The 12,701-nt window shown below is 68.9% G+C and carries 12 protein-coding genes; 10 read left to right on the forward strand and 2 right to left on the reverse strand.

All coding sequences use genetic code 11. The annotated features are described in order from the left end of the window. On the forward strand, nt 1-1,065 hold the full coding sequence (locus JUB13_RS18240; RefSeq protein WP_207481502.1) for a DUF3618 domain-containing protein: 1,065 nt from the start codon (nt 1-3) through the stop codon (nt 1,063-1,065). 65 nt (nt 1,066-1,130) lie between these two features. Here JUB13_RS18240 and prmB read toward each other — a convergent pair whose 3' ends face one another. Next, a complete protein-coding gene (gene prmB, locus JUB13_RS18245; RefSeq protein WP_207481503.1) occupies nt 1,131-2,069 on the reverse strand; it encodes a 50S ribosomal protein L3 N(5)-glutamine methyltransferase in 939 nt (312 codons plus the stop codon). 207 nt (nt 2,070-2,276) lie between these two features. Here prmB and JUB13_RS18250 point away from each other — a divergent pair, with 207 nt between their 5' ends. Genes JUB13_RS18250 through JUB13_RS18285 form a run of 8 tightly spaced genes read left to right on the forward strand, consistent with a single transcriptional unit; the run spans nt 2,277 to nt 8,825 of the window. Next, nucleotides 2,277-2,750, forward strand: a complete 474-nt coding sequence (locus JUB13_RS18250) for an SUF system Fe-S cluster assembly regulator (protein WP_207481504.1) — start codon at nt 2,277-2,279, stop codon at nt 2,748-2,750. Nucleotides 2,751-2,760: 10 nt separating this feature from the next. Beyond that, nucleotides 2,761-4,221, forward strand: a complete 1,461-nt coding sequence (gene sufB / locus JUB13_RS18255; RefSeq protein WP_207481505.1) for a Fe-S cluster assembly protein SufB — start codon at nt 2,761-2,763, stop codon at nt 4,219-4,221. Nucleotides 4,222-4,241: 20 nt separating this feature from the next. Further along, nucleotides 4,242-4,994: a Fe-S cluster assembly ATPase SufC gene (gene sufC / locus JUB13_RS18260; protein WP_207481507.1), complete on the forward strand. Its 753-nt coding sequence runs from the start codon at nt 4,242-4,244 to the stop codon at nt 4,992-4,994. 7 nt (nt 4,995-5,001) lie between these two features. Beyond that, nucleotides 5,002-6,354, forward strand: a complete 1,353-nt coding sequence (gene sufD / locus JUB13_RS18265; protein ID WP_207481509.1) for a Fe-S cluster assembly protein SufD — start codon at nt 5,002-5,004, stop codon at nt 6,352-6,354. 26 nt (nt 6,355-6,380) lie between these two features. Next, entirely contained in the window at nt 6,381-7,604 is a 1,224-nt protein-coding gene (locus JUB13_RS18270; RefSeq protein WP_207481722.1) for a cysteine desulfurase, read from the forward strand. Then, on the forward strand, nt 7,604-8,083 hold the full coding sequence (gene sufU, locus JUB13_RS18275) for a Fe-S cluster assembly sulfur transfer protein SufU (RefSeq protein ID WP_207481511.1): 480 nt from the start codon (nt 7,604-7,606) through the stop codon (nt 8,081-8,083). The genes JUB13_RS18270 and sufU overlap by 1 nt, the downstream gene beginning before the upstream one ends. Then, nucleotides 8,080-8,463 carry an SUF system Fe-S cluster assembly protein gene (locus tag JUB13_RS18280; protein WP_328702962.1) on the forward strand — a complete coding sequence of 128 codons (384 nt, stop codon included), beginning with the start codon at nt 8,080-8,082 and terminating at the stop codon, nt 8,461-8,463. Before sufU ends, JUB13_RS18280 begins: the two co-directional genes overlap by 4 nt. Nucleotides 8,464-8,480: 17 nt before the next feature. Next, nucleotides 8,481-8,825, forward strand: a complete 345-nt coding sequence (locus JUB13_RS18285) for a HesB/IscA family protein (protein ID WP_236025051.1) — start codon at nt 8,481-8,483, stop codon at nt 8,823-8,825. Nucleotides 8,826-8,890: 65 nt separating this feature from the next. On the opposite strand, the gene JUB13_RS18290 is transcribed toward JUB13_RS18285, so the two are convergent. Further along, a complete protein-coding gene (locus tag JUB13_RS18290; RefSeq protein ID WP_207481513.1) occupies nt 8,891-9,913 on the reverse strand; it encodes a hypothetical protein in 1,023 nt (340 codons plus the stop codon). A gap of 133 nt (nt 9,914-10,046) precedes the next feature. Here JUB13_RS18290 and pepN point away from each other — a divergent pair, with 133 nt between their 5' ends. Beyond that, entirely contained in the window at nt 10,047-12,698 is a 2,652-nt protein-coding gene (pepN, locus tag JUB13_RS18295; protein WP_207481516.1) for an aminopeptidase N, read from the forward strand. The last annotated feature ends 3 nt before the right edge of the window (nt 12,699-12,701 follow it).

A 12,701-nucleotide genomic window follows, 5' to 3' on the forward strand; every position in this document is an offset into this window, starting at 1 on the left:
ATGGCCGGACAGAACCGCGATCCCGACCGGATTCAGCGCGAGATCCATGAAACCCAGGCCCGCATGAGCCGGACAATCGACGAGATCCAGACTCGCATCCGGCCGCAGCGCCTTATGGAACAGGTGAGCCACATGTTCGGAAGCAGCAAGGGGCGCCATACCCAGGGCGCCGACCAAGGGAGCACCGGCCGCCGCGGGGCCGCTTCGCACCGTCGAATGCCCTCGGTGGATGTCGGGCACGTGACCGAGGGGATGCGCGACAACATGCTGCCGATCGCCCTGATCGGCCTCGGCATCGGCTGGCTGGTCTGGTCGACCACCAGCCATCCCGCGGCGGACCGGAAGCTGCGTCAGGCCGGCTCCTGGGCGCGTCGGCGGACGGGCTATGGCGGCAATCCGGCAGCCGCCGGAGACATCCGGAACCTACCGGACCGGTATCGGAACGACCTCGGCATGGCCTACGGCAGCGAGGACATCACCGCCACGGCGGGCTCCGAGTACCATTACCGCGAGACCGAGCGCGGTTCGCAAGGCCGCGGCAGGACCGCCGCCCTACGCTCGGCCGCGTCGGATTATGCCGGCGACGCGATGGAAACCGTTTCCGAATACGCCGGCCGCGCCCGCGAGATCGTGGCTGGCCGCGGCGACAGGAACTACTCGGCCGGCACCGGCGGGCTCTGGGACATGGTGGAGCGGCACCCGCTGGTGAGCGGCGTCATCGGCTTCGCGATTGGCGCCGCAGCGGGCACCGCGATCCCCTCCTCCCGGTACGAGGACCAGTATTTCGGGCGGTACCGGGACTCGCTCCTCGAGCGTGGCGCGGGCTACGGCTCGGACGTCGTCGGACGCGCGACGGAGGTGGCCCGCCACGCGGCCGAGGCCGGCTACGAGGCGGCCAGGGAGGCCGTGCGCGAGGACGCCAACCAGGGCCAGGGGAGCCAGGGCAGCCAGGGCCAGCGCCAAGGCGGTCCCGACGCCCAGGCCGGCATCCAGGGCAGCGGGCAGGCGGCAGCCCAGGGCGCCCAGAACGCAGGGCAGGATCGCGGCACCGCCTCGCGGGCCTGAGCCGAGCCGCCGGGGAGGCGCATGCCGCCTCCCCGGCCCGCCTCCCCGGCCGCCTCCCCGGCCGCCTATGCGCGGCCGAGCTGGCCGCGCGTCAGCCAGAACACCTCGCCGTAGCTTTCGGCGGTTTCCAGCCACAGGAAATCCAGGCGCGGATGCGCGGCTTCGAGCACCTCGCGCCCCGTGCCGATCTCGCAGAGCAGGCCGCCCGATGGCGTCAGATGCGCCGCGGCTCCCTCCAGGATCCCGTGCACGATGTCGAGGCCGTCCTCGCCCCCCGCCAGCGCCATGCTGGGCTCGTGCCGGTATTCCTCCGGCAGCGCCGCCATCGCCTCGGCGTCAACGTATGGCGGATTGGTGATGATCAGGTCGTAGCGCCGCCCTGCCACGGGACCGAAGAGGTCGCCCTGGTGCAGCGTGATCCTGTCCTCGAGCCCATGCTCGGCCAGGTTGATGCGCGCGACGTCGAGCGCGGCGGCCGACAAGTCGACGGCGTCGATCTCCGCCTCCGGAAAGACGCGGGCGGCCAGGATCGCCAGGCAGCCGGAGCCCGTGCACAGGTCGAGCACACGCCGGACCGAGCTCGGATCCTCGACCAGCGTGAAGTCATCACCGCCGAAAAGGTCGGAGAACAGCAGCTCTCCGATGAAGGAACGCGGCACGATGACACGCTCGTCCACATAGAACGGAACGCCCTGAATGTAGGCCCGCCGGGTCAGATAGGCCGCCGGCTTGCGGGTGCGCACCCGGGCGTCGATGACCTCGGCCAGCCTGGCGCGCTCGGGCGCGGTCAGCCGGGCGTCGAGCCACGGGTCGAGCTGGTCGATGGGAAGGCTCAGGGTCTCCAGGACCAGGAACGCCGCCTCGTCGAGGGCCGTGGTAGCGCCGTGCCCGTGGACGAGACCCGCCTCCGAGAAGCGGCTGACCGCATGGCGGAGGAAGTCGCGGACGGTGAGGAGTTCCGCCGCCGCGGCGGCGGGATCGATGTCGGTGATGGTACGGGTCATGACACCCCCTGCTGCGGCGGACCGGCGCGTGTCTAGCAGGTGGGCGCGCGTCGCGGCAACCTGCGCGGGCCCGCCCCTCATGCGCCCGCCCCGGACCCGCTCATCCTGGACCCGCTCATCCCGGATCCGCCTATCTTGGATCCGCTTGACTTGGGCCTGCCGCGGCCCCAATTAATCCGTACTGATCCGGTACGGATTGACGTGACGATGTTCAAGCTGAGCAAGCTGACGGATTATGCCGTCGTGGTGCTGTCCGACATGGCGCGCCGCAGCGACGCCGTGCAGACCGTCCCGCAGCTCGCCGAGCGGACGGGCCTTCCCGCGCCGACGGTCGCCAAGCTGATGAAGCTGCTGACGCCGGCGGGGCTTGCCGTGTCCCACCGCGGCGCGCAGGGCGGCTATGTCCTCGCGCGCGGAGCCACCGACATCTCCGTAGCCGAGATCATCGCCGCCGTCGAGGGTCCGATTGCGCTGACCGCCTGCGTCGAAGGGTCCGACCAGGCATGCAACGCGGAGCGGATGTGCCCCATGCGCGGCAACTGGGAGCGGGTCAACGGCGCGGTGCGCGACGCGCTGGAGCGCGTGAGCCTCGCCGAGATGATGAGCTTCCCCGACTTCATGGCGCCGCGCGCCGGCCGTCCCGACGGCGAAGGCCGCATCGGGGCCGCAAGGAATTCCTGAGGAGAGTTGAATGGCTGCCAGCGTCGATCCCGTCCGCGAGTTCGCCGAGCAGAAGTACAAGTACGGCTTCTACACCGACATCGAGGCCGACACCGCGCCCAAGGGCCTGAACGAGGACATCGTCCGCTTCATCTCGGCCAAGAAGGAAGAGCCGGAATGGATGCTGGAAGGGCGGCTGAAGGCCTACCGGCAGTGGCTCACCATGGCCGAGCCGCACTGGGGCAAGCTGGGCTATCCGCCCATCGACTACCAGGACGCGCACTACTATTCGGCGCCTCGGACCAAGGCCAAGCCCAAGAGCCTGGACGAAGTCGACCCCGAGCTGCTGCGCACATACGAGAAGCTCGGCATCCCGCTCAGCGAGCAGGAGATCCTGGCCGGCGTCGAGAACCCGCGCGTGGCGGTCGACGCCGTGTTCGACAGCGTCTCGGTCGCCACGACCTTCAAGAAGAAGCTCGAGGAGGTCGGCGTCATATTCTGCTCGATCTCCGAGGCGATCCGGAACCACCCGGACCTCGTGAGGGAGTACATGGGCTCGGTCGTCCCGGCGGCTGACAACTTCTTCGCCTGCCTGAACTCGGCGGTCTTCACCGACGGCAGCTTCGTCTACATCCCCAAGGGCGTGCGCTGCCCCATGGAGCTGTCGACCTACTTCCGCATCAACGCCAAGAACACGGGCCAGTTCGAGCGCACGCTGATCATCGCCGACGCCGGCAGCTACGTCTCCTACCTGGAGGGCTGCACGGCGCCGCAGCGCGACGAGCACCAGCTCCACGCCGCGGTGGTCGAGCTGGTGGCGCTGGACGACGCGGAGATCAAATACTCGACGGTCCAGAACTGGTATCCCGGCGACGAGAACGGCAAGGGCGGCATCTACAACTTCGTGACCAAGCGCGCCGACTGCCGTGGCCGGAATTCCAAGGTGTCGTGGACGCAGGTTGAAACCGGCTCCGCCATCACCTGGAAGTATCCGAGCTGCATCCTGCGCGGCGACAACTCGCAGGGCGAGTTCTACTCCGTCGCGATCACCAACAACATGCAGCAGGCCGATACCGGCACCAAGATGATCCATATCGGGCGCAACACGCGCTCGCGGATCATCTCCAAGGGCATCTCGGCGGGCAAGGCGCAGAACACCTACCGCGGCCTCGTGAAGATCATGCCGAAGGCCGACGGCGCCCGGAACTTCACGCAGTGCGACAGCCTGCTGATCGGGGACAGGTGCGGCGCCCACACGGTGCCCTACATCGAGAACCGGAACCGCGGCGCCCGTGTCGAGCACGAGGCGACCACCGCCAAGATCAGCGAGGACCAGCTCTTCTACTGCCGGCAGCGTGGCCTGTCGGCCGAGGACGCCGTGGCGCTGATCGTCAACGGCTTCTGCAAGCAGGTCCTCCAGGAGCTGCCCATGGAATTCGCGGTCGAAGCGCAGAAGCTGGTCGGCATCAGCCTCGAAGGCAGCGTCGGCTGAGCAGGAAGGATCGAAGAGACATGCTTGAGATCAGGAACCTTCACGCCACGGTCGACGACAAGCCCATCCTGAAGGGTGTCGACCTCGTCATCGGCGACGGCGAGGTCCATGCGATCATGGGCCCCAACGGCGCCGGCAAGAGCACGCTGAGCTACGTGCTGGCCGGCCGCGAGGGCTACGAGGTGACCGAGGGCGAGGTGCTGTTCCGCGGCCAGGACGTGCTCGCCATGGAGCCCGAGGAGCGCGCGGCGGCGGGCCTCTTCCTGGCCTTCCAGTACCCCGTGGAGATCCCCGGGGTCACCAACATGACGTTCCTGAAGACGGCCCTCAACAGCCTGCGCCGCGGCCGCGGCGAGCCTGAGCTCGACGCCATGCAGTTCCTCAAGCTCGTCAAGGCCAAGACGAAGCAGCTCGGCATGAGCGACGAGATGCTGAAGCGCTTCGTGAACGTCGGCTTCTCCGGCGGCGAGAAGAAGCGCAACGAGGTCCTGCAGATGGCGGTGCTCGATCCCGCCTTCTGCGTCCTCGACGAGACCGACAGCGGCCTGGACATCGATGCCCTGCGCATCGTCGCCGACGGCGTGAACGCGCTGCGCGGCCCCGGCCGCTCCATGCTTGTCATCACCCACTACCAGCGGCTGCTCGACTACATCGTGCCGGACCGGGTCCATGTCCTCGCCCAGGGGCGCATCGTGCGCAGCGGCGACAAGGAGCTCGCCCAGGAGCTCGAGCGCAAGGGCTATGCCGAGTTCGCCGCGGACGAAGCCGCCTGAGGTCGCCATGGCATCGCTTGAAACCTCCCCAGCCGCCGGATCCGCGGGCCATTGGGTCGACCGCTTCCGGTCCGAGGCCGCGGGCCTGCCGGGCGCGCGGCTTCCCTGGCTTCTCGAACGCCGGCAGGCCGCCATCCAGCGCTTCGCCGAGCAGGGCTTCCCGACCCGCAAGGTCGAGGCCTGGCGCTACACCGACCTGCGCGACGTGGCGCGCCTTCCCTTCGCGGCGCCCCCGGCGGCCGCGGTCGGGATCGACCGCCTGCCCTCGGTCCTGGACGATGCGTCCCGCGGGCCGCGGCTGGTCTTCGTGGACGGTGCCTTCCGCGCGGAACTGTCCTCGGCCGGGTCGCTGCCCGAAGGCGTGACGGTCGCAAGTCTGGCTGCCGCGTTGGAGACGATGCCGGACCGGCTGGAGCCCCATCTCGGGCGCGTCCGCCCGTCCCCGGACACGCCGCTGGCCGCGCTGAACGCGGCGCTCTGGACCGACGGCGCCTTCGTGCACCTCGCGCGCGGAGCCGCGCTGGACCGACCCATCGAGCTGCTGTTCCTCGGCGTCGGCGGCGAAGCCCCGGCGGCGCACCACCCCCGCATCCTGATCGTCGCCGAAGCCGGCGCCGAGGCGACGGTGATCGAACATCACGCGGGCCTGGGCGGCGTCTACTTCAGCAACGCAGCCGTCGAGATCGTGGCCGAGGCGGGCGCGCGCCTGCATCATTACAAGCTCCAGGCCGAGGGCGCCGAGGCCTTCCACGTGGCCACGACGACCCTCGCCATGGACCGGGACGCCGCCTATGACGGCTTCGTCCTGACCCAGGGCGCGCGGCTGTCGCGCAGCGAGCTGCGCCCCTGGCTCGGCGCGCCCGGAATCGAATGCAGGCTGTCGGGCGCCTACATGGTCGCCGGCCGCCAGCATGCCGACCACACCTCGGTGATCGACCACGCCGCGCCGCACTGCACGAGCCGGCAGGTCTATCACGGCGTGATTGACGACCAGGCGCGGGCGGTCTTCCAGGGCCGCATCAACGTGCACCAGGACGCCCAGAAGACCGACGGCTACCAGCTCAACCGGGCGCTGCTGCTCTCGGACCAGGCCGAGATCGACAGCAAGCCGGAGCTGGAGATCTTCGCCGACGACGTCCGCTGCAGCCACGGCGCCACCGTCGGCGACCTGGACGAGGAGCAGATCTTCTACCTGCGCGCCCGCGGCATCGACCGGGCGGCTGCGCGCAGCCTGCTGATCGCGGGCTTCCTGATGCAGGCGGTCGAGGAGATCCGGATCGAGGCCGTCCGCGACGGCTTCGCCGAGAAGGTCCGTGGCTGGCTTGATGCCCGCGCCGCGGGCGAACGGAGGAACGCTTGACCGCAGCAGCCAAGACGCCCGCGACGATGCCTTACGACGTGCATGCGGTCAGGGCGGACTTCCCGATCCTGTCGCGCCAGGTGCACGGCCGGCCGCTGGTCTATCTCGACAGCGCCGCCTCCGCACAGAAGCCGCGGCACGTGATCGACACCATGACCGAGGTGATGACGGCGGAGTACGCCAACGTCCACCGCGGCGTCCATTGGCTGTCGGCCGCCGCCACCAGGCGCTTCGAGGAGGCTCGCACCAAGGTCGCGCGCTTCCTGAACGCCGCCGAGGACCGCGAGATCGTCTTCACCCGCAACGCGACCGAGGCCGTGAACCTCGTAGCCTCGTCCTGGGGCCGGGCGAACCTGCGCGAGGGCGACGAGGTCGTGATCTCCTGGCTGGAGCATCACGCCAACATCGTGCCCTGGCAGATGCTGCGGGCCGAGAAGGGCATCGTGCTGAAGGTCGTGCCGGTGGACGACCGGGGCGCGCTGGTGATGGAGGAGTACGAGCGCCTGCTCGCCTCGCCCCGCGTCAGGCTGGTGGCCATGACCGCCATGTCCAACGCCCTGGGCACGATCACGCCGATCGCCGAGGTGATCGAACTCGCCCATGCGCGAGGGATCCCGGTGCTGGTGGACGGCTGCCAGGCCGTCACCCATCTGGGCGTCGACGTGCGCGCGCTCGACTGCGACTTCCTGGTCCTCTCGGGCCACAAGCTCTACGGGCCCACGGGCGTCGGCGTGCTCTACGGCAAGGCCGAGCTGCTCTCGCAGATGCCGCCCTACCAGGGCGGCGGCGACATGATCGCACGCGTCACCTTCGAGGAGACGACGTTCAAGGACATTCCGCAACGGTTCGAGGCGGGCACCCCGGCGATCGTCGAGGTGATCGGGCTCGGTGCGGCGATCGACTACGTCTCCGGCCTGGGGCTCGACCGCATCCGCGCCCATGAGCAGGACGTGTTCGATTATGCGAGCCGCCGGCTGCAGGAGCTCAACAGCGTCCGGGTCGTCGGAACCGCTCCGGAGCGAGCCGGCATCCTGTCCTTCACCATGGAGGACGTGCATCCGCACGATCTCGCGACGATCCTGGACCGCTCCGGGGTCGCGGTGCGCGCCGGCCACCACTGCGCCCAGCCGCTGATGGACCGCTTCGGCGTGCCGGCGACGGCCCGGGCGAGCTTCGGCCTCTACAGCACCCGCGAGGAGGTCGATGCGCTTGTCGCGGGCCTGGAGCGGGTCCGGGAGATCTTCGGCTGATGAGCGACGAACTGCGCGATCTCTACCAGGAAGTGATCCTGGACCACGGCAGGCACCCGCGGAACCATCGCCATCCCGAGGACCCGACGCACCATGCCCGCGGGGACAACCCGATGTGCGGCGACCGGGTCGAAGTGTTCCTGACGCTGCGGGACGGCGTGATTGCCGACGCCGCCTTCGAGGGCCGCGGCTGCGCCATCTCGGTCGCCTCGGCATCGATGATGACCGAGCTCGTGGCCGGCAAGACGCCCGAGGCCGCCGAAGCCCTGTTCCGCGGCTTCCAGGCCCTGTGCACCGGCGCCGACCACACCCATCTTCCGGATGTGGACGCGTCGGACATGGAGCGGCTGGAGGTGATGTCGGGCGTGCGGCAATTCCCGATGCGGGTGAAGTGCGCGACCCTCGCCTGGCACACGCTGTCGGCCGCCATGGCCGGCGCGGACCGGGCGAGCAGCGAGACGGACGGAGGCAAGTCGTGAGCCCGGACACCACCGAAGCGCGCGCCACCGAGGCGGCGCAGCACGCGGCGGAAGGCGCCGGTGCCGACGCGCCGGCCAACGCGTTGATGGATAAGGTCGTAGCCGCCCTGAAGACGGTCTACGACCCCGAGATCCCGGTCGACATCTGGGAGCTTGGCCTGATCTACCGCGTCGACGTCACGCCCTCGAACGAGGTCGAGATCGACATGACGCTGACGGCGCCGTCCTGCCCCGTGGCCGGGGAGATCCCGGTCAACGTGCAGCAGGCGGTTGAGTCCGTGGACGAGGTCAGCTCCTGCAAGGTCGAGCTGGTCTGGGATCCGCCATGGCGCCCGGACATGATGTCCGAGGAAGCCAGGGTCGCGCTGGATATGTACTGAGACTGGAGATCGGAGCGATGGGATCCACCACCAGGGCGGTGATGAGTCTGACGGATGCCGCGGCTGAACGGGTCCGGCGGCTGATGGAAAAGGCCGGCGAGGATGTGATCGGGCTACGCATCGGCGTCCGTGCGCGCGGATGCTCGGGCATGAGCTACACGGTCGACTACGCGAAGGAGACCAAGAAGTTCGAGGAGGTCATCGAGGACAAGGGCGTGCGCATCCTGATCGACCCCGCGGCGACCATGTTCCTGATCGGCACCGAGATGGACTACCAGGAGGACAAGCTGCAGTCGGGCTTCGTCTTCCGCAACCCCAACGAGAAGGCCCGCTGCGGCTGCGGCGAGAGCTTCTCGGTCTGAGGTCCGAGGCAGGGGTCGGATCCGGCCCCTTCGTCCGCGGCGGCTATGCTCCGCCGCGGGTGGCTTCAGCGCCGCCCGGCCAGCGGCCACTCCACCTGGCTCGAGAAGTGGCGCGCGAGGAACCGGTAGGTCTCCTTCAGCAGCGCCTCCATCTCGGGCGACTTCTCGATCGGCGTCGCGGTCCAGCGTGCGATCAGGTCGTCCCACAGCATCAGGCGGAAATGCAGGTCGTCCCGCACGTCGCGGATGAACTTGATCTGAGCCTGGATGTTCCGCAGCACGGCCAGGATCTCGCCGGTCTGCGCGTCGGTCTGGCCGAACATCCCCTCGAAATTCATGACCGGCGTCTTGATCAGCGCCTGCATGCGGAAGATTTCGTTCCGGATGCCCTGGTCGCGGCGGTAGAGGTTCGACAGAACGTCGAAGTTGCGCTGGATCTGCTTCACATAGCCGAAACGGTCGCGCAGCGCCTCGATGAAGGAGAGCTCGCGCGCCAGGGTGTCGACCATGTTGACGACCTCCTCGCGGCGGTCCTTGCCAAGGCCCAGCTTCTCCGCCGCGCGGGTGAAGGCCTCGTTGACCTTCTGCCGGGTCGTCGGGTCCCCTGCGATCTGCTCGAGCTGCGTCAGGTCCACGATCACCGCTTCGCCGCCCGTGAGCCAGGAGACGAGCTGCACCGTCAGGCGGTTCTTGGCGATCTCCCGGTGCTTCTCCTCGACCTTCCAGGACGCGCTTCCATCGAGCAGCTCGTGCGGGATCGAGTCCCCGGGGCGGATCTCCTTCACGTAGCGCAGGCTCTTCTCGACGATATCGAGCAGCCGCCCGTCCAGGGAGTCAGGGCCCAGGTTGAACTCGAAGCGCAATGTCTCCAGCGGCACCGCGCCCTTGAGATCGCCCAGGGGGATGTGGAATGCGGCCTCGCCGGTCGTGCTGATCGGGGCGAAGAAGCCGCCGTCGACGGTGAAGACCTTGTGCTCGAAGGCAAAATGCCTGCTGCGGTCGTCGCCGGGCAGGACCTGGTCCGAGGAGGGCGTCCCGTCGCCGGGCACGTCCTGGCCGTCATGGTCGACGCTCGCTTCGGAACCCATTTGGCTCGACTGCCCTCGAGAACCCAGTGCTGACCTTACCTTATAGACGAGGAGCCCTGCGAACGGCAGTGGTTTTGACCGTCCCGGCCGGCTGATATGCTCCGCCGTCCCATTCCGATGCTGCGAGACGATGATGGATAAGGGCGCCCCCCAAGCGATCTACCTGAAGGACTACCGGCCGCCCGCCTTCCTGATCGACGATGTCGATCTGCGCTTCGAGCTCGGCGAGGAAGCGACGCGTGTGCGCTCCCGCCTGGCCATGCGGCCCAATCCGGCCGCGCAGGGCTCGGCGGCCACGCTGGTCCTCGATGGGCAGGATCTGGTCCTGGTGGCGCTGTCGCTCGACGGGGCGCCGCTCGCCCCCGGCGCGTACCGCGTCGGCGAGGAGCGGCTGGAGATCCCGGGCGTGCCCGACCGGCCCTTCGTGCTTGAGGTCGAGACCGAGATCCGCCCCCAGGACAACACATCGCTGGAGGGGCTTTACAAGTCGTCCGGCAACTTCTGCACCCAGTGCGAGGCCGAGGGCTTCCGCAAGATCACCTACTTCCTCGACCGCCCGGACGTGATGGCGCGATACCGCACCACCATCGTCGCGGACAAGGCCCGCTATCCCGTGCTCCTGAGCAACGGCAACCCCACCGGAGCCGGCGAGCTGGAGGGCGGCCGCCACTGGGCAACCTGGGAGGACCCCTTCCCCAAGCCCTGCTACCTGTTCGCCCTGGTCGCGGGCAACCTGGTCCGCGTCAGCGACAGCTTCGAGACCGTGTCGGGCCGCTCGATCGACCTGCGCATCTACGTCGAGCCCGGGAACGAGGACAAGGTCGGCCATGCCATGGCCTCGCTGAAGCGCGCCATGCGCTGGGACGAGGAGGTCTACGGCCTCGAATACGACCTCGACATCTTCATGATCGTCGCGGTGTCCGACTTCAACATGGGGGCCATGGAGAACAAGGGCCTCAACATCTTCAACACGAAATACGTGCTTGCCCGGCCCGAGAGCGCCACCGACGTGGACTTCGAGGGGGTCGAGGCCGTCGTGGCCCACGAGTACTTCCACAACTGGACCGGCAACCGCGTCACCTGCCGCGACTGGTTCCAGCTGAGCCTGAAGGAGGGCCTTACGGTCTTCCGCGACCAGGAGTTCTCGGCGGACATGCACTCGCGGGCGGTCGAGCGCATCGGCAACGTGGCTGCCCTGCGGACCGCGCAGTTCGCCGAGGATGCCAGCCCCATGGCGCATCCCGTGCGCCCCGAGACCTATATCGAGATCAACAACTTCTACACGACCACGGTCTACGAGAAGGGCGCCGAGGTCGTGCGCATGATCCATACCCTCCTGGGCCCCGCGGGCTTCCGCAAGGGCATGGACCTGTATTTCGAGCGGCATGACGGGCAGGCCGTGACCTGCGAGGACTTCGTGGCGGCCATGGAGGACGCCACCGGCGTCGATCTCGGGCAGTTCCGGCTGTGGTACGCGCAGGCCGGCACCCCGACGGTCGAGGCAACGGGAAGTCACGACGCGGACGCCCGGCGCTACCAGCTGAAGCTCCGGCAGACCGTCCCCCCAACCCCGGGTCAGCCCGTCAAGAAGCCCATGCACATCCCGGTCGCGATGGGCCTTCTCGACGCCCAGGGACGGGACATTCCCCTGCGCCTCGCGGGCGAGGCCGCGCCGGGCGCGACCACGCGCGTCCTGGACCTCCGGGAGGCCGAGCAGACCTTCGTCTTCGAGGACGTCGCGGCCCCGCCCGTCCCGTCGCTGCTGCGCGGCTTCTCGGCGCCGGTGAAGCTCCGGACGGAGTTCGACGACGCCGCGCTTACCTTCCTGATGGCCCATGATTCCGATGCCTTCAACCGCTGGGAGGCCGGCCAGCAGCTCGCGACGCGGCTGCTGCTGCGCCTCGTCGCGGAGCACGAGGCGGGCCGGCCGCTCGCGCTGGACGCGGGCTTCGTCGACGCCATGGGGCGCATCCTCGGCGACCGGTCGCTGGACCCGGAATTCGCGGCCGCGGCGCTGGGGCTGCCCGGGGAAGGCTATCTCGGCCAGCAGATGGACGTGGTGTCGGTCGACGCCATCCATGCGGCACGGCAGTTCGTGCGCAGGAGCCTGGCCGAGGCCCTGCGGGCCCCGCTCATGGAAACCTACCGCCGCCTCGCGGGCAACGAGGATCCCGGCTACGAGGCCGAGGCGGCCGGGCGGCGCAGCCTCAAGAACACGGCGCTGGGCTATCTGATGGCGCTGGATGACCGCGAGTCAGTCGAGCTCTGCCTCGGCCAGTTCCGCATGGCGCGCACCATGACGGAGTCCATCGCGGCCCTCGGCCTGCTTGCCCAGTCCGACGCCCCCGAGCGCATCGAGGCCCTGGACAGCTTCCTGGATCGCTGGCGCGACGAGGCGCTGGTCGTCAACAAATGGCTGGGTGTGCAGGCGACCTCGCAACGGACCGACACGCTGGACCGGGTCAAGGCGCTGCTCGACCATCCCGTCTTCGAGATCAGAAACCCGAACAAGGTCTATGCACTGATCGGCGGGTTCGCCGGAGGCAACATCGTGCGTTTCCACGATGCCAGCGGGGCCGGCTACCGCTTCCTGGCCGACCAGGTGATCCGGCTCGACGCCCTCAACCCGCAGGTCGCCTCGCGCATGGTCAAGCCGTTCTCGCGCTGGCGGAAATACGATGCCGGCCGCCAGGCGCTGATGCGGGCCGAGCTGGAACGCATCACGGCGGTCAAGGGCCTGTCGCGGGACGTCTTCGAGATCGCTTCGAAGAGCCTTGCGGACTGATGC

The organism is Arenibaculum pallidiluteum (genome assembly GCF_017355985.1).
GTDB lineage: Bacteria > Pseudomonadota > Alphaproteobacteria > Azospirillales > Azospirillaceae > Arenibaculum > Arenibaculum pallidiluteum.